This is a genomic window from Hymenobacter nivis, from assembly GCF_003149515.1.
In the GTDB taxonomy this organism is placed as follows: Bacteria; Bacteroidota; Bacteroidia; order Cytophagales; family Hymenobacteraceae; genus Hymenobacter; species Hymenobacter nivis.
Genome location: NZ_CP029145.1, coordinates 95,467 through 113,939, shown reverse-complemented (window position 1 = coordinate 113,939; position 18,473 = coordinate 95,467). Strand labels below are relative to the sequence as shown.

11 protein-coding genes, 1 tRNA gene and 1 pseudogene are annotated in these 18,473 nt (G+C 61.3%); all 13 read left to right on the top strand.

Annotated features, from left to right (window positions below):
• Positions 1-351 precede the first annotated feature (351 nt).
• Positions 352-3,426: a SusC/RagA family TonB-linked outer membrane protein gene (locus DDQ68_RS00555; RefSeq protein WP_109651904.1), complete on the top strand. Its 3,075-nt coding sequence runs from the start codon at positions 352-354 to the stop codon at positions 3,424-3,426.
• A 33-nt stretch (positions 3,427-3,459) separates the two neighbouring features.
• Complete coding sequence (locus DDQ68_RS00550) at positions 3,460-5,049, top strand: SusD/RagB family nutrient-binding outer membrane lipoprotein (RefSeq protein ID WP_109651900.1); 1,590 nt, start codon at positions 3,460-3,462, stop codon at positions 5,047-5,049.
• A gap of 233 nt (positions 5,050-5,282) precedes the next feature.
• Positions 5,283-5,468, top strand: coding sequence for a hypothetical protein (locus DDQ68_RS22305; RefSeq protein WP_162549675.1), 186 nt, complete (start codon positions 5,283-5,285; stop codon positions 5,466-5,468).
• A 10-nt stretch (positions 5,469-5,478) separates the two neighbouring features.
• Positions 5,479-7,875 (top strand): glycoside hydrolase family 3 N-terminal domain-containing protein, encoded by a 2,397-nt coding sequence (locus DDQ68_RS00545; protein ID WP_109651898.1) that lies wholly within the window; start codon positions 5,479-5,481, stop codon positions 7,873-7,875.
• A 243-nt stretch (positions 7,876-8,118) separates the two neighbouring features.
• Positions 8,119-10,740 (top strand): glycoside hydrolase family 2 protein, encoded by a 2,622-nt coding sequence (locus DDQ68_RS00540; protein ID WP_245897221.1) that lies wholly within the window; start codon positions 8,119-8,121, stop codon positions 10,738-10,740.
• 179 nt (positions 10,741-10,919) lie between these two features.
• Complete coding sequence (locus DDQ68_RS00535) at positions 10,920-13,235, top strand: GH92 family glycosyl hydrolase (protein WP_109651891.1); 2,316 nt, start codon at positions 10,920-10,922, stop codon at positions 13,233-13,235.
• 278 nt (positions 13,236-13,513) lie between these two features.
• Positions 13,514-15,373, top strand: a complete 1,860-nt coding sequence (locus tag DDQ68_RS00530; protein ID WP_109651887.1) for a beta-N-acetylhexosaminidase — start codon at positions 13,514-13,516, stop codon at positions 15,371-15,373.
• A 142-nt stretch (positions 15,374-15,515) separates the two neighbouring features.
• A tRNA-Ala gene (locus tag DDQ68_RS00525) sits at positions 15,516-15,589 on the top strand.
• Between the two features lie 157 nt (positions 15,590-15,746).
• Positions 15,747-15,857: pseudogene (locus DDQ68_RS24515) on the top strand (hypothetical protein); the annotation flags it as partial.
• 39 nt (positions 15,858-15,896) lie between these two features.
• Positions 15,897-16,058 carry a hypothetical protein gene (locus DDQ68_RS23630; RefSeq protein ID WP_245897219.1) on the top strand — a complete coding sequence of 54 codons (162 nt, stop codon included), beginning with the start codon at positions 15,897-15,899 and terminating at the stop codon, positions 16,056-16,058.
• 161 nt (positions 16,059-16,219) lie between these two features.
• Positions 16,220-16,462, top strand: a complete 243-nt coding sequence (locus tag DDQ68_RS24510) for a transposase family protein (RefSeq protein WP_369076528.1) — start codon at positions 16,220-16,222, stop codon at positions 16,460-16,462.
• Between the two features lie 203 nt (positions 16,463-16,665).
• Positions 16,666-17,907, top strand: coding sequence for a cation:proton antiporter (locus tag DDQ68_RS00510; RefSeq protein WP_109651877.1), 1,242 nt, complete (start codon positions 16,666-16,668; stop codon positions 17,905-17,907).
• 129 nt (positions 17,908-18,036) lie between these two features.
• Entirely contained in the window at positions 18,037-18,468 is a 432-nt protein-coding gene (locus DDQ68_RS00505) for a hypothetical protein (RefSeq protein WP_109651874.1), read from the top strand.
• Positions 18,469-18,473: the final 5 nt, after the last annotated feature.

Below are 18,473 nucleotides of genomic sequence, written 5' to 3'. Positions count from 1 at the left end.
CGCGAGCATACCGGCATTGTTTGGGCCGCAAGTGAAGGCGCAGTTATCGGCGCGGTGTTATTGAAACGGCTACCAATTCAACGACTCCCCCCTGTCATGCCCTCATTCATTCCCTGCCCCTGCGCTGCTACTCCCACCGCACTTCCTAGCCCCTTGGCTGGGGCCCCCACGGGCCGCCCGCACCGGCTGGGCTAAGGGCCCCCGTGCTTCACACGCTGGGCCCCTGGCCTGGCTTTCGATTACCGGCCGCTTCGCGGCCGGCTGCCTGGCTCCGTTCCGCATGGCTGCGGGAAACCTGCTTTTTAGCACGGCGCTGTCGTTTTTTTCCCACCAATTCCCCCACCGAATTCTATGAAAAACTTTACTTGGCTTATTTTTCTGCTCTTGCTGGGCTTGCCCGGCTTGGTACAGGCCCAAACGACGACGGTGAAGGGCAAGGTGACCGACGCCAAAGGCAGCACGCTGCCGGGGGTTACAGTTATGGTGCGGGGCACGCGCAACGGTGCCACCACCAACGCGGAGGGCACCTATTCCATCGCAGTGGCCGACACGGCGGCGCTGGTATTTTCCTCCGTGGGCTACAACGCCCAGACGGTGCGGGTGCGGTCGCAGTCGGTGATTAACGTATCGCTGAGCGAGAACACGCAGGCCCTCAACGAGGTGGTGGTGACGGCCCTGAACGTGTCGCGCGAGCGCAAAACTCTGGGGTATTCGGTGACGGAAATCAAGGGCAATTCGCTGACTGAGGCGCGCGAAACCAACGTGGCCAACTCGCTGGTGGGCAAGGTAGCCGGCCTGAACGTGAACTCTACGGCCGGGGGCCCCGGCTCGTCGAGCAACGTCATCATCCGGGGCGCGTCGAGCATCAACCAAACCAACCAGCCGCTCTACGTCATCAACGGCATTCCGGTGGAGAGCCAGCCCAGCGGCGGGGCCGGGGCCAGCATCGGCAACAGTGGCGGGCAGTACGACAACGCACCCGACTTTGGCGACCCCATCTCTAACCTGAACCCCGACGACATCGAGACGATTTCGGTGCTGAAGGGCGCGGCGGCGTCGGCCCTGTACGGCTACCGGGCCAAGGCCGGCGTTATCCTGATTACGACCAAGAGCGCAAAGGGCAACGACGGGATTGAGCTGAACACCAACTACGTAGCCCAGCGCGCGTTCAACCTCACCGACTGGCAGTACGAATACGGCCAGGGCAGCACCGGCATCAAGCCCGCGACGGCCGCGGCGGCGGCGCAGTCGGGCAACTCCAGTTGGGGGGCGCGGCTCGACGGCACCCCGGTGGTGCAATTTGATGGCACCTCGCGGCCCTACGCCGCCCAGAAGGATAACCTCCGCAATTTTTACCGCACCGGCGGGGCCCTCACCAACACGCTTTCGTTCAACAAAAGCTTTACGGGCGGCTCGGTGCGCCTCTCGGCCAGCGACCTGGCTAACACGGCGGTAGTGCCGAATTCGCGCCTCGACCGCCAGACGTTTAACCTGACGGGTACCTTCGACCCCATCAAGCGCCTCACCATTGATGCGCGCACCAACTACATCCTGGAGCAAGCCAAAAACCGGCCCGTTTTGTCGGATGGGGCCGGCAACGCCAACTTCAACGTGGCCTTCCTACCTACTAGCATTGACGTGCGCGACTTGCAGGGCCCCAACGGCATCGGCACACTGGCCAACGGCAACGAGCTGACGTTCAACACCGGCAACCTGTACAACACCAATCCTTACTTCGCGGCCAACCAGTTTGTTAGCAATACCCGCCGCGAGCGCATGCTCTCCAACCTGACGGCCCGCTACAACTTCGATTTTGGCCTGTTTTTGCAGGGCCGCCTCGGGCGCGATGCCTACAACGACCGCATCACGACCGTGACGCCCTCGGGCACGGCCTACCGCCCCTCGGGCAGCATCACGGAAATCACCAACCAGTTCACCGACCTCAACGCCGACGTGCTGGCCGGCAAAACCTTTAAGGTGGGCGAAGACTTCACGTTTGCACCCAACCTGGGCGCCAGCTACCGCCGCACCAAGCAGGAAGGCTTCCAGAACTTTGGCAATGACTTCGCCGTGTTCGGCATCAACCAGCTGAGCAACACCAAGACGCGCTCGGTAGCCCCCATCTTCTACGACCTGGAGGTGCAGTCGGTGTACGGCTCGGCGGACTTCTCTTACAAGGACTTTTTGTTTTTGACGGGTACCGTGCGACAAGACTGGTTTTCGTCGCTGGCGACTCCGGGCGTTGATAGTAGAAAGGACATAATCTACCCGGGCGTGAGCGGCTCGTTCGTGTTCTCGGAGCTGTACAAGCCCGATTTCCTGTCGTTCGGTAAAATCCGGGCGGGCTACTCGCGGGTGGGGCAGGCCACGGGGCCCTACCAAACGCAGCTCAACTATTCGCTGGGCTCGACCACGCTCAACGGGGTGCCCTACGGCGGGCCTTCCGACTCGAACATTCCGAACCGCGGCTTGAGGGCCTCCAGCGCCACCGAGCTGGAGGTGGGCACCGAGCTGGCCTTTCTGCAAAACCGGTTGCGGCTGGACCTGACCCTTTACAAAAAGAAATCGACGGGCGAAATCGTGAACACGCCCGCCTCGATTACTTCGGGCTACTCAGGCGCCGTGCTAAATGCGGGCGAGCTGGAAAACAAGGGCGTGGAGATGTTGCTAACCGTACTACCGGTGCGCAGCGCTAAGTTCACCTGGACGTCTTCGTTCAACGCGGCCTACAACAAGAGCACGGTGCTTTCGCTGGCCGCCGACCAAACGCAGTCGGTGTACGCCACATCGCGCTCGGGGGCGGGCTTCCTGGGGCAGGTGGTGGGCAAGCCCTTCGGGCAAGTGCTCGCCTACGACTACCAATACAACACGGACGGCACCATCATGCTGGCCCCCAGCGGCGTGCCGGCCCGTGGCAACCTCACCTCCTACGGCACCGCCTACCACCCCTGGACGATGGGCTGGAACAACGACTTCACGCTCGGCAACATTAACCTGGGCGTGCTGATTGACGGCAAGTTTGGGGGCAAAATCTTCTCCACTACCGACTACTACGCCACCCTCTACGGCCTGCGCAAGGAAACGCTGGTGAACCGCGAGGGCAACTTCGGCACCACCGCCAGCCCCCTCAACGCCCAAACCTACTACGGCACGCTGGCTGACAACGTGAGCAAGCAGTTTGTACAGGACGCCAGCTTCATCAAGCTGCGCCAGGTCACGCTGGGGTACTCGTTCCCGACCAAGCTGTTCAACAACCACGTGCAGCGCCTGACCCTGAGCTTGGTGGCGCGCAACCTGTTTTTCATCCGCCGCCTCACCGACAACATCGACCCCGAGGGCAGCTACAACGCCTTCACGCAGGGTCTGGAGCTGGGCGGCGTGCCACCGTCGCGCACGTTCGGCCTCAACCTGAACGCAAAAATTTAAGGCTTTTCCGTTAACTTCTTACTCATTAGCTATATGAAAAGCTTACTCCCAAAACCAGCGGCCCTGGCCACGGCGGCCATCCTACTGCTGGCCAGCAGCTGCACCGACCGGTTCACCGAAATCAACACCAACCCGACCACATACAGCCAAACCAACTTTGACGGCAACTACTTGCTAACGCAGGAGCAGCTGACTTATACCGGCAGCACCGACTTTGCCTTCGAAACCTGGCGCGGCAACCTCATTTACTGCGCCACCATGATGCAGGGAATGTCCACGGTCATTAGCTACTGGGCCGGCGACAAGTACCTGCTCAACGAAGGCTATACCGGCGCTTACTGGGAGCGCGCCTACTCCGAGCAGGTGAAGCCCGCCACCGACCTGGTGGCTTTCACCACTGGCAAAGACCAGTACAAAAACCTGCACCAAATTGCCCGCGTCATGCGCGCACTCATCATGGAGCGCATCACGGACCTCTACGGCGCTGCGCCCTACACGCAGGCGGGCCAGGGCTATTACCAGGGCATCATCACGCCCGCGTACGACTCGCAGATGGCCATTTACAACGACCTGATTAAGGAAGTGACCGAGGCCTCAGCGGCGCTCGACCCCAACGCCGACATTCCCTCGGGCGACGTGTACTACAAAGGCAACATTGCGCAGTGGCAGCGCTTCAGCAATACCTTGCTGCTACGCCTGGGCATGCGCCTGAGCAAAGTAGACCCCGCCAAAGCCCAGCAGATTGCCACCCAGGTGCAGGGCAAAACCATGACCAGCGACGCCGACAACGCCTACGTGCTCTTTGACGTGGCCGGCGGCCGGGCCACCCAAAACCGCAACAGCCAAATCCTGCTCGGCGACGGCGGGCAGGAGCACTACTACGTGAAGTGGTCGAAAACTTTCATCGACTACCTGCAAACCAACAACGACCCGCGCCTGGCGAAAATTGCGGTCACGCAGCTCTACCTCTCGGACGGCAACAAAACTCAGAACGCCAATTTCGTGACCACGGCGGCCGTGCAAAAAGGCCTGCCCAACGGCCGCGACCTGAGCGGGCGCCCGGCCTACGACGTGTCGACGGCCCCGGGCTACACCACGTTCCCCGACTATTCCTCGCCCAACCCGGGCATGACGAAGCGCACCGGCCCGGCGTTCATCCTCACCTACGCCGAGTCGGAGCTGCTGCTAGCCGATGCCGCCCAGCGCTTCAACCTGACGGCGGGGGGCGGCGCGGCCAGCCACTACAATGCCGGCGTAACGGCCGCCATGACCTACCTGAGCCAGTACGACGCCACAATGACCGTGGCCCCGGCCGACATTGCCACCTACCTGGCGGCCCACCCCTACGTGGCCACCCAAGGGCTGGAACAGATTAACGCCCAGTACTGGGCCCTGACCAACACCATGCTCGACTTCTACGAGTCGTGGAGCAACTGGCGCCGCACCGGCTTCCCGGTGCTTACCCCCGTGGTGTACCCCGGCAACGCCACCAACGGGACGATTCCGCGCCGCTTCCCCTACCCCCTCTCCGAGATTACCAGCAACCCCAACAACTACGCCACGGCCAAGGCTGCCGTGAACGGTGGCGACTTCCTCACCAGCCGCGTGTATTGGGATAAATAGGGCCCCGGGGCTCCAGGCCATTTTGCTTACTATGCCACAAAAACGTCGCGCCCGGCGGGCATCCGCGCAGCGCAGTACAGCCCCGCAGCAGTAACTCCTAAGTACTGGTGCCGGAGTGGTGCTGCGTTGCGTGGACGCCCGCCGGGCACGACGTTTTTGCGTGTTCGTGGTTTCCCAACCGACGCCGTTTTTTACTTTTCCCCGGGTTCTTTGCTCCGCTTATCCTTCCCGCTATGTCCTTGCTTCCCACCCAACTCAGTCCTTCACTTGCCACCGGCCTTCCGCTGGGGGCCCCGGCGCCGGCTCGGCAGCCCCGCGCTGTCCAAACCGTGACTACTTTGCCGAAAGGCCCGCTGGCCGCGCTGGGCAAAACGGCCGGGGCCTGCCCGGCGCTGGCCTTTATACTTGCTGCACGCTAGCCGGGGCCCTATGCTTAAGCGAATTCTTTTCGGACTGAGCATTGCCAGCGCCGGGCCTGCCCTGGCGCAGCCAGCCGGCCCGCCGCTGTACAAAAACGCCCAGGCTCCGACCGAGGCCCGGGTGCAGGACCTGCTGGGCCGGATGACGCGGGAGGAGAAAGTGGGCCAGCTCTCGACCCTGCTGGGCTGGGCAATGTACCAGAAGCAGGGCAACACCGTCGGTACCAGCGCGGCCTACCGCAAGGCCGTGGACGAGCGCCACATCGGCATGCTGTGGGCCACGTTGCGCGCTGACCCGTGGACCCAGAAAACGCTCAAAACCGGCCTGAACCCGACCCTGGCGGCCGAGGCCACCAACGCCCTCCAGCGCTACGCCCGGGAGCACACCCGGCTGGGCATTCCGCTGCTGCTGGCCGAGGAGTGCCCGCACGGCCACATGGCCATCGGCACCACCGTGTTTCCCACCTCCATCGGCCAAAGTAGCACCTGGGACCCCGCCCTGATCGAGCAGATGGCCGCCGCCATTGCCGCCGAGGCCCGCGCCCAGGGGGCCCATGTGGGCTACGGCCCGGTGCTGGACCTGGCCCGCGAGCCGCGCTGGTCGCGGGTGGAGGAAACCTACGGCGAAGACCCCGTGCTGACCAGCCAGATGGGCGTGGCCATGGTGCACGGCTTCCAGGGCCCCGGCCCGGTGGGCGGGCCCCACATCATCTCGACGCTCAAGCACTTCACAGCCTACGGCGTGCCCGAGGGCGGGCACAACGGGGGCAGTATCAGCACGGGGCCCCGCGAGCTGTACCAGAGCTTTTTGCCGCCGTTCCGGGCCGCGGTGAAGGCCGGGGCCCGGTCGGTGATGACGGCCTACAACTCCGTGGACGGCGTACCGTGCTCAGCCAACAAGTTCTTGCTGACGGATTTGCTGCGCAAGCAGTGGGGCTTCCAGGGCTTCACGGTGTCGGATTTGGGCAGCATTTCGGGGCTGGTGGGCGGGCACCGCGTGGCGGCCACCCCGGTGGCGGCGGCGGCACTGGCCATCAACGCCGGCCTCGACACCGACCTCAGCGGCTACGGCTACGACAAGGAGCTGCTGGCGGCCGTGGCCGACGGGTCGGTATCGGCCGAGGTGCTGGACCGGGCCGTGGGCCGGCTGCTGCGCCAGAAGTTCGAAATGGGCCTATTTGAAAACCCCTACGTGGTGGTGAAAAACGCGGCCAAGCAGGTCCGGACCCCGACCCACGTGCAGCTGGCGCGCCGCGTGGCGCAGGAGTCGGTGGTGCTGCTGAAGAATGAGCGCGACCTGCTACCGCTCCGCAAAGACCTGGAAACCATCGCCGTCATCGGCCCCAACGCCGACAACATCTACAACCAGCTGGGCGACTATGCCGCGCCCCAGCCGGAGGATAACATCGTGACGGTGCTGGAAGGCATCAAGGCCAAGGTATCGGCCGCGACGAAGGTGACTTACGTGCAGGGCTGCGCCATCCGCGATACCACGAGCGCCGACATTGCCAGCGCGGTGGCGGCGGCACGGGGGGCCCAGGTGGCGGTGGTGGTGGTGGGTGGCTCCAGCGCCCGCGACTTCAAAACCGAGTACCAGAGCACCGGCGCGGCCACCGTCGCAGCCGCCGCGGGCGGCCAGCTCATCAGCGACATGGAGAGCGGCGAGGGATTTGACCGGGCCACGCTGGATTTGCTGGGCAAGCAGCTGCAGCTGGTGCAGGCCGTGGTGGCTACCGGCACGCCGGTGGTAGTCGTGCTCATCAAGGGCCGGCCACTGAACCTGAACTGGTTGGCGGCCCACGTGCCCGCCTTGCTCGACGCCTGGTACCCGGGCCAGGAAGGCGGAAACGCCGTAGCCGATGTGCTGTTCGGCGACGTGAACCCCGCCGGCCGCCTGCCGATTTCGGTGCCCAAAAGCGTGGGCCAATTGCCGGTGTACTACAACTACAAATCCCCGGCCCGGCACGACTACGTGGAGATGGACGCCAAGCCGCTCTACAGCTTCGGCTACGGGCTAAGCTACGCCAAATTCGCCTACTCCGACCTGCGCACCGACGTAGTGGAGAGCGCCGGCACCGTGCAGGTTAAGGTCAGCTTCAAGGTGAAAAACACCAGCGCCCGGGCCGGCGACGAGGTGGCCCAGCTCTACCTCAAAGACAACGTAAGCTCCGTCGTGACGCCCGCCAGGCAGCTCAAGAAATTCCAGCGGCTGGCGTTGCGGGCCGGCGAGGAAAAGACCGTAATCTTCACCCTGGGCCCCGACGACCTGATGCTGCTAAACCCAGAAATGAATTGGGTGGTGGAACCAGGCGCTTTCACCGCAATGGTGGGCGCCGCGTCGGACGACATTCAGCTGAAAGCGGATTTTCAGGTGCAAAAAGGCCTCAGCCTGCCCGCCGGCAGCTAAGCAGCCGTTCAATTAAGCGAAATTAGGCCGTCATACTCATCTGGCGTCCGCGCAGCCGAAGCATCTCTACCGCTGACTAACCATGATTACTGCCGCAGTAGAGATGCTTCGGCTGCGCGGACGCCAGATGAGCATGACGTTCTTAAATCCATTACCTGCTAAGCCGCCTTGCCTTCAGTACCAACTATTACCCCCGTGGGGGCCCTACCAATGACCTACCGGCTTCCGCTCTGCCTACTTCTTTTGCTGGTACTCCGTTTCCCACTATGGGCCCAAATCCAGCGCGAGTTTAATACGGGCTGGCAGTGCCTACCGGCGGCGAAGACCAGGGCCGACGGGCTGGCCCTCTCGCGGCCGTCGTACGTGCTGGCCGGGTGGGCCCCGGCCGTGGTACCCGGCACTGTACTAGCTACCCAATTGGCTAATAAGCAGGTACCTGACCCGTTCTACGGGATGAACAACAAGCACATTCCGGACATTTACACTACCGGCCGCGACTACTACACCTACTGGTTCGTGAAGGACTTCACAGAGGCACCAGTGGCCGCTAAGGAGCAGATTTGGCTGCACTTGCGGGGCGTGAACTACAGCTGCGACGTGTTCCTGAATGGCCAAAAAATCAACAAGCTGACGCACCACGGCATGTTTCTGCGCCAGGAATACAACGTGACGCCCTACCTGGCCCGCGACAACCAGAACCGCCTGGCCATCATCGTGTACCCGGCCGACCCGGTGGGCAACCCCAACGGCGGCCAGGGCGGCGACGGCCGCATTGCCAAGAGCGTGGCCACCCAGTACACGGCCGGCTGGGACTGGATTCAGCCCATCCGGGACCGCAACACCGGCATTTGGGACAAGGTGGTGCTGGAGCGCACCGGGGCCATCAACCTGAAGAACCCGCACGTGGTGACCCGCGTGCCCGGGGTGCGGCTGCCTGGGGGGGGCCAGGCGCCGGCCATGGTGCAGGTGTCGGCCGAGCTGGAAAACCCCACGGCCAAGGCCATTGCGGGGGCCCTGCAATACACTCTCGACGGCCACACGGTATCGCAATCAGTAAGCATCCCGGCGCAGTCTACCCAGGTGGTCAGCCTCAAGGATTTGCGCCTGCCCAACCCCAAGCTGTGGTGGCCCAACGGCTACGGGGCCCAGCCGCTGTACCAGCTGAAAATGCAGTTCGTCATCGGTAGCAAAACTGTATCGGATGCGGAAACCGTGGAGGTGGGCGTGCGCGAAATCCAGACCCAGTGGAACGCCAAAACCCAGAGCCGACAGGTGCTGGTGAACGGCCAAAAGGTGTTCATCAAGGGCGGCAACTGGATTATTTCGGACGCCATGCTCCGGTTTACGGACGCCCGCTACGACGCCGAAATCCGGTTTCACCGCGACATGAACCTGAACCTGATCCGGGTTTGGGGCGGGGCCCTGGTGGAGCGGCCCGAGTTTTATGCGGCCTGCGACAAGTACGGCCTACTGGTCATCCAGGACTTCTGGATGTCGGGCGATGCCAACGGCCGCTGGCTGGACCCCCAAAAGGCGGAGGACCAGTGGACGCGCCGCCAGTACCCCGACGACCACCGGCTGTTCATCAACTCGGCCGCCGACCAGGTGAAAATGGTGCGCAACCACGCCTCGCTAGCTATGTGGTGCGGCGGCAACGAAATCACCCCGCCGAGGGATATTCTCACGGCGCTGGCCGATTCCATCCTGCCCCGGCTGGATGGTACGCGCTGGTTCATCCCGTATTCTAACTCCGATAGCCTGTCGTACAACCGGTTGGGCGGCAACGGCGACGGGCCCTATGGCATCCAGGACCCGCGCAGCTTCTGGGCCGTCCGCACGTTTCCGTTCAACTCCGAAGTAGGCTCAGTGGGAGTGGGCGACTACGAGTCGCTGGAGCGGTTCATTCCCAAAGCCAACCTGATGGCGCCCCAATACCTGGGCCCCGCCAGCAAAAACGCCGAAAAGGCAGATTCCGTCTGGACCTACCATACCTACACCGGCGTGGGCTACAACCAGTACTTGCTGCCCTACGGGGCCCCAACGAGCGTCCGGGATTTTGCCCTTAAAGCGCAGCTCGTCAACTACAACCAGTACCGGGCTCTGATGGAAGGCTTCAGCGCCCACATGTGGGAATGGTACACGGGCACCATCATTTGGAAAACGCAGAACCCCTGGACATCGATGCGCGGGCAGATGTACGACTACTACCTCGACCCCAACGCCTGCCTCTACGGCCTGCGCAGCGGCAGCGCACCGCTGCACCCCATGTACAACCCCGTGGACAGCATGGTGATGATTGTCAACAACTCGTTTGCGGTGCAGCGCGACCTGATGCTGGTGGTGGACGCCTACGACCTGGCCGGCAAAAAGACCAACATCACGCAGGTCATCGTGGAAATCAACCCCTCGATGGCCAAGAATTACCTGCCCATCGGCGCCGTGGTGCGGCAAATGGCTAAGCAAAAGGGTATGTTCCTCTCGCTCCAGCTGCAAGACCTGAACAAGAAGGTCGTCAGCCACAATTTCTACTGGCTGTCCGACGCGAAGGGCGAATTTTCTGGCCTGAAAACCATGGCCAAAACCACCGTCAAAATAGCCGCCAAGCAGCTGGCCAAGGATAAAATATCCGTGACGCTGACCAACCCGGCCAATGCCCCGGTGGCCTTTTTCAACCGCCTGGCGCTGGTGAACCCCAGCACGCAGCAGCGCCTGCTGCCCGTGTTCTACAGCGATAACTACGTGTCGGTGCTGCCCGGCGAGAGCACCACCGTAGTAATGGATTACACCCCCGGGGGCCCCATGCCCCTGGTTTCGGTAGAAGGCTGGAACGTAGAGAGACAGCTACTGCCCGTAGCGGCTAATTAAGGACAATAGAATTGGCCCTGAATAGAAAAACCGCACAAAAAAGAACGTCATGCAGAGCGCAGCGAAGCATCTTTCCCGCGTCAGTAACCATGATTAGCTACGCCAGAAAGATGCTTCGCTGCGCTCTGCATGACGACCTACATTCTTTCTAATTTAGAAACAAATTTGAAATACATTTTATGAAGCTTCACCCCACCCGATTATTATTTCCAACGGTCGCGCTGGTCTGCGGCCTGGCCACTTTAATGGCCTGCATCAGCAACGAAAATGCTGCCACTGGCACCACGGCCGGCGGCCAGGGGCCCCGGGGCCTCACGCAATACGTTGACCCCTACATTGGTACGGGTTTCCACGGCCATGTATTCATGGGGGCCAACGTGCCGTTTGGCGCCGTGCAGCTGGGCCCCGCCAATATTTCCGAGGGCTGGGATTGGTGCTCGGGTTACAATTATTCCGACTCCACTATCGTCGGTTTTTCGCACATGCACCTCAGCGGCACGGGCATCGGCGACCTGGGCGACATTTCCGTGATGCCCACCACTGGCCCGGTGCGCGTGATTAAAGGCACGGCCAAAAACCCCGATAAAGGCTACGTTTCCCTGTTCTCGCACCGCGACGAGCAAGCCCGGCCCGGCTACTATTCGGTGCAGTTGAAGCGCTACGGCGTGCGCGCCGAGCTAACTGCTACCGAGCGGGTTGGCTTCCACCAGTACACCTTCCCCAAGTCCAACGAGGCGCACCTCGTCATCGACCTGCAAGAAGGCATTGGCTGGGATCTTGCCATCGAAACGGCCATCGAGCAAATCAACGACAGCACCCTCACCGGCTACCGTTTCTCGAAGGGCTGGGCCCCCGACCAACGTATTTATTTCGCGGCGGTTTTTTCCAAACCCATCCGAAAATTCAGCAGCTACCAGGTAACCGATTCGTTGGGCAGTACCGTGGCGGCTGCCAAGGGAAATAGAATTAAAGGCGTGGTTACTTTTTCAACGCAGGCCGATGAAAAAGTGAAGCTGAAAGTCGGCATTTCGCCCGTGAGCACGGCCAACGCACTGGTAAATATTAAGGCCGAAATTCCGCACTGGAATTTTGCTAAAGTAGTCGCCGAAGCTAATGCATCCTGGGAGAAAGAATTGCAGAAAGTACGCGTGCAAATGAGCGACCCGGCGCAGCAAAAGGTGTTTTATACCGCGCTGTACCACACCATGATAGCGCCCTCTATTTTCAACGACCATAACGGCGATTACCGCGGGACCGACAAGAAAATTTACCAGGGCGCTAATTTCACCAACCTCACCACGTTCTCCCTCTGGGACACGTACCGGGCGGCGCACCCGCTGTTTACACTACTGCAACCGAACCGGGTGAACGACATGGTGCGCTCGATGCTGGCCATCTACCAGCAGCAGGGCAAGCTGCCCGTATGGCCCCTAATGGGCAACGAAACCAACACCATGGTGGGCTACAGCGCGGTGCCGGTGGTGGTAGACGCGTATTTAAAAGGCTTCACCGGCTTCGATGCGGCGCTAGCATACGAGGCCGTGAAAACCACGGCTATGCAGGACGAGCAGGGCCTGAAAGCCGTGAAAGAATTCGGGTTTATTCCGGCCGACAGCCAAACCGAAAGCGTGGCCAAGGGCCTGGAATACGCCATCGACGACTGGTGCATTGCCCAAATGGCCAAGAAAATGGGCAAGGCCACCGACTACGCCTACTTCAGCAAGCGGGCCAAGAACTACGAGAATTATTTCAACAAACAAACGCGCTTCATGCGCGGCCGCATCTCCCAAACCGCGTGGCGCACGCCGTTTGACCCGTTCGTATCGCGCCACATGAAGGATGACTTTACGGAGGGCAACGCCTGGCAATACACGTGGCTGGTACCGCAGGATGTGGAGGGATTAATTAGCCTGTTGGGCGGCGAAAAACCCTTTAGTTTAAAATTAGATTCGCTGTTCGTGGCAAAGGGTGATATGGGCAATGAAGCGTCCAACGACATCACCGGCTTAATTGGGCAATATGCCCACGGCAACGAGCCCAGCCACCACATTGCTTACCTGTATAATTACGTGGGCCAGCCCTGGAAAACGGCCGATAAAGTGCGGGCCGTCATGGCCGATTTCTACACTGATAAGCCCGCGGGCATCATCGGCAACGAGGACGTGGGGCAGATGTCGGCGTGGTACGTTTTCTCGGCCCTGGGCTTCTACCCGCTGAATCCGGCCAACGGGGCCTACGTATTGGGCAGCCCAATAATAAGCCAGGCGGATTTAACTTTCGCCGACGGAAAGACCCTTTCCATCAGCGTTAAAAACAACAGCACGGCAAATAAATACATCCAAAGCGTGCGCGTAAACGGCCAGCCGTACGGCAAATCGTACCTCTTGCACAAAGATTTATTAGCTGGCGGGAAAATAATTATCGTGATGGGCCCCCAGCCCAGCATCAGCTGGGGCGTAGCTGCCGCCGACCGGCCCAAATCAGTGATGAATTAACGGTGATCTAAAGCGAGGTGGTCCGGCTACTTTTTCTATCGTCGGACCACTCTTACGATTCCCCAGAGCCGCTGTTTTTTAGTGAGAGTGGCCCGACGAAGCCCTTCGGGTAATTCGCCAGACCATCCCGTGTCAGACCACTGCCGAAAAACGATTCATAATTCGTAGTAAGTCTGCTATTTTGACTTCGCAGCTAGCTTTTTAGGGCCCTACCCCATTTTGGACCACCGCCCTTCCTTTTTGCCTACCCACTTTTCTCACCTCTTGATCGTCCTTTTATGCCGATGTTTCCCGCCCGCTTTGGTACCCTCCTCGCCACCGGTCTCCTGCTGGGGGCCCCTGCGCTCGCGCAATCCGGCACGCCTTTGGGCCTGGTACCGCTGCCCCGCGAAGTGCACACTAGCGCCGGCACCTACGCCCTGCCCCAAAAAATTAGCGTATACGCCACCGGCCCGGCCGCCCAAAACGTGGCCGAGCTGCTAAAAGGATTCCTGGCCCCACTGGGCAAAACCGTGGCCCTGACCACCAACCGCCAGGCTGCGCAAATCCGGCTGCTCACGGCCGCGCCCGGGGCCCCCGGGGGCCCCGAGGGCTACCAGCTGGTAGTGGACAAGAGCGGCGTGAGCATCACGGCAGCGGGCGGCGCGGGCCTGTTCTACGGCATCCAGACGCTATTGCAACTACTACCGCCCAAGGCCACGGCCGCCGCGCGCGTGCCCTACGTGCGCATTGCCGACGAGCCGGCGTTTGGATGGCGCGGGGGGATGCTCGACGTGTGCCGCCACTTCTTCCCGGTGCCGTTCGTGAAGAAGTACATCGACTTTCTGGCCGCCTACAAGTTCAACACCTTTCACTGGCACCTGACCGACGACCAGGGCTGGCGCATCGAAATCAAGAAGTACCCCAAGCTCACGCAAATCAGCGCCTTCCGCAAAGAAACGCTGATTGGGGCCCAGCAGATGTTCAAAACTCCTGCCGATTTCAAGTACGACGGCACGCCCTACGGCGGCTTTTACACCCAGGACCAGATCCGGGAGGTGGTGGCCTACGCCCGGGAGCGCTACGTGACGGTGGTGCCCGAAATTGAAATGCCGGGCCACTCGGTGGCCATCCTGGCTGCCTACCCCGAGCTGGCCTGCAAGCCGGGGCCCTACGAAACCTGGACGATGTGGGGCGTCATCGACGACATCGTGTGCCCCACCGAGCCCACGTTCCGCTTCTTTGAGGACGTACTGGCGGAGGTGTGCGCCCTGTTCCCGGGGCCCTATGTGCACATCGGGGGCGATGAGGCCCCCAAAACCCGCTGGAAGGAGAGCGCGGCGGTGCAGGAAATCATGAAAAAAGAGGGCTATACCGACGTGGAGAAGGTGCAGGGCTGGTTCAACCGCCGCATCGAGGCGTTTTTGACGGGCAAGGGCAAAAAGATGATTGGCTGGGACGAGATTCTGGAGGGCGGCATCGACGACAAGGCCACCGTGATGAGCTGGCGCGGCGAAAAGGGCGGCATCGAGGCCGCCCGCCACGGCAACGACGTGGTGATGACGCCCACCACCTACCTCTACCTCGACTACGGCCAGAACCCGCAGCCCAACAGCCCCGACGAGCCGCTGATGATCGGCGGCTATCTGCCCCTGGAAAAGGTGTACAGCTACAACCCGCTCCCCAAAGAGCTGACCCCCGCGCAGCAAAAGCACATCCTGGGTATCCAAGCAAACCTGTGGACGGAGTACATCACGACACCGCAGAAGGTGGAGTACATGCTGTTCCCCAGGCTACTGGCCGTGGCCGAAGTGGCCTGGACGCCCGCCGCCCAGAAGAACTACGCCGCGTTCCTGCCCCGCCTGGGCCAGCAGTTTGCCCGCCTCGACGCGAAGGCCATCAACTACCGCGTGCCCGAGCCTGTGGGCCTCGACAGCCTCAGCGTGGTGCGGCAGGATGGCAAAGCCGTGTTCACGCTCCGCTCGCTGGTACCGGGGGCCCAAATCCACTACACCCTCGACGGCCATCTGCCCGACGAAACCACCGACCGCTACACTAAGCCGCTCGCTGTGCCGCAGGGCCGGCGCCTACTGGTGCGGGCCGTCACCATCGCCCCCAACGGCCGCAAAAGCCCCCCCACCGAGCTGCTGGTGCGGTAAGCCGGGGGCCCTGGCCCTAGTGCCAACGCTGTTGCAGGCGGTGGGCGCCGTGCCTTACCCAGTGACCGGCAACGGCCACAGCACGAAAAACATCGTGGAAACCACCGAGCAAGCGGCGGCGGCCGTATGTTTGCCCGCACTTGGGGGATTAGCTCAGTTGGCTAGAGCGCCTGCTCCGCAAGCAGGAAGTCATCGGTTCGAATCCGATATTCTCCATAAGAAAGCCGCGGCCAGTTGGTCGGGGTCCTGTCCAATACTTTGCTGAAAGCGCCGGCCTACTTGACCGGCGCTTTTTTCGTTGCAATAGTAGACCTCTTTCTTGTACAAATTTACAATACAAAAAGCGTAAATAAATATAAACCCTTGGCTATGAATGATAGATATAAATTACTTCGGGCTAATCCGCGCGTTTGCAAACCAGCTGTTCCTAACCTTCGAGTACTTACGACAGTATCCGACGTTTCTGGGCCTGGAGTTCTCTTACGGAATTTCGGAAAGCTATTGCCATAAACTATTTTGCAAGATGCGGGCCATCCTGGCCAAGGTGGTAGGACTCAAAAATTCAGAAGCGTTGAAGTACCAGGGCGTAAAAACGGTGATAGCAGAAGTGACGGCACAGCCAATTGAACGACCCAAAAAAGACCAGGAGCGCTACTACAACGGCTTAAAAAAAACACATCATTAAATCGCAATTAATTAGCAGTCAAAGGAACAATGTCATCCAGCATTGCCAGGTAGAATTAGCGGGACGCAAATCCGATATCCGTATTTTCCAGGAAACGCCCCCTGAAAATTCATCGCAAAATCAAGGTAAAAGGCGACTTAGGTTACGTAGGGATTGCGAAGGTGCATGCCCGGCGTCAGATTCCGCACAAAAAACCTAAAGATGGGGAGCGGACCAAAAAGCAGAAAAGACAGAACAAGGCTTTTCGAAGTAAAAGCGTCAAAATTGAGCACATTAACCGCACGTGCAAATGCTTTCGAATCGTCAAAGAGACCTATCGCAACCGATTAAATCATATTGCTCAAATTTGGCTCATCGATTACGGACCGGTAAACTTAAGTATTGAAAAAGTGATATGTATTTAGAAAAAAGACCTAGTGTACACTGACTTGAAATTTGCTCTAATTCCGTTCCTATAAAATTGCCCGCGACCCGGCCTGCGCCGGGGCTTCGTCCGCGAAACCATGCACCGGCAAGATGCGCTGGCCCCGCCACCTGCCCGCCGGCTCCCTACCCAGCCGCAGCGCCCTGCCATAACCCCAGCCGGCGAGAGCCGTTAGGCCAAAGGATGAGTTTATTTTCTTTTTCGGCAGCGCTGCTAACCCTGGCGGCCCTGTTTTCCTACTTAAACGCCCGGTTTTTGCGCCAGCCGGCGGGCATCATGTTTCTGCTGCTGGGCGTGGCGGCGGCGGCGGCCGTACTGGCCGGTGGCCGCATTGTGCCGGGCTTCACCAATGCCGTGCGGGGGGCCCTGTTAGAGTTCGATTTCACGGAATTCCTCATGGGGTCGGTGCTGAGCTTCTTGCTCTTTGCCGGCTCGCTGCACGTGCGGGTGAATGCCCTGAAAGCGGTATGGCGCAGCATTGCGGCCTACTCGACAGTGGGCCTGTTGCTGGCCACCGGGCTGGTGGGCTTGGGCACCTACGGGCTGCTGCACCTGGCCGGAGTGGAGCTGCCGCTGCTGCCGTGCCTGCTGTTCGGGGCCCTCATCGCGCCCACCGACCCCATCGCGGTGCTGGGCATTCTCAAAACCACCGACCTCGACAAGAACATCGAAACCAACCTAGCCGGCGAGTCCCTCTTCAACGACGGCTTCGGGGTAGTGGTTTTCGCCACTCTGCTGGAAGTGGCCACGCCGGGCCAAACCCCCAGCGTGGGCTCGGCGGCCCTGCTGCTGCTGCGCGAGGCCGGGGGCGGGCTGCTGGCCGGGGCGGCGCTGGGCTACGTGGGCTACCGGCTTATTCGCACGGTCGACAACTTCCAGACCGAAGTTATTCTGACGCTGGCCCTGGTGATGGGCGGCTACGCGCTGTGCCACGCCCTGCACATATCAGGGCCCCTGGCCATGGTGGTGGCGGGCCTGGCCATCGGCAACGTGAGCCGCAGCGAGGCCGTGTCGGACACCACCCGCGATTACCTGGAGAAGTTCTGGGAAGCGCTCGATGAGGTGCTCAACGCCGTGCTCTTCGTGCTCATGGGCCTGGAGCTGGTCGTAATTGGGTTTAGCCCGTTTTACCTGGGGCTGGGCGTGGCGGCGGCCGTGCTGGCGCTGCTGGTGCGCTACGTGGCACTGGCCCTGCCCACCCGGCTGCTGGGCCTTTCGGCGAAGCTACCGCCGCGCACGCTGGCCATATTGAGCTGGGGCGGGCTGCGCGGGGGCATTTCGCTGGCCCTGGCGCTGGGCCTGCCCGACGAGATGCACCCCGAAATATTCGTGCCCATGACGTTTGCCGTGGTGCTGTTTTCGGCCGTGGTGCAGGGCCTTACGTTGAAGCGCTTGCTGGGCTGGCTCACCCGCGTACCCGCCTGATGGGGGCCCGCCGTTGCTGCTTATTGCCTTTGCTAAATAACCAGCCGCCACTAAACCGCCATTGCATTACCCGCAACTCATTGTTCTTGAATCAAAAGCTGTCAGCCAATAGCTAACTGCGCACTACCCATGTCCCCAACCCACCACTACTTCTCCAATGCCGTTGGCTCGGTCGATTACGTGCCCGCCGACGGCTACCTGTACCTGCACTGGTCGGGCGTGCCCATGACCGGGCCCGAGTTTCGCGCCCTCTACATTCATGCCCACAACCTACTGCGGCGCTACCCGCTACGCGGCATCCTGGCCGACCACCGCGCCATGCCCGCCGCCCCCGCCCCCGCCGACCGCGACTGGCTACTGAACACCTGGCTGCCGGCCGTGCTGGCCGATACCCACTTCGCGCGCTACGCTGTAGTGCCCACCCTGGAGCCCGCGCACCGCCTGCACACCCCCGCCGTGGCCAAGCAGCTGCAGCGGGCTATCACCGCGGCTTTTTTTGAGGATATTCCGCCCGCCGTCGACTGGCTGCTGGCCGAGCCAACCGGGCCGGCGTCCACCTAATTCCC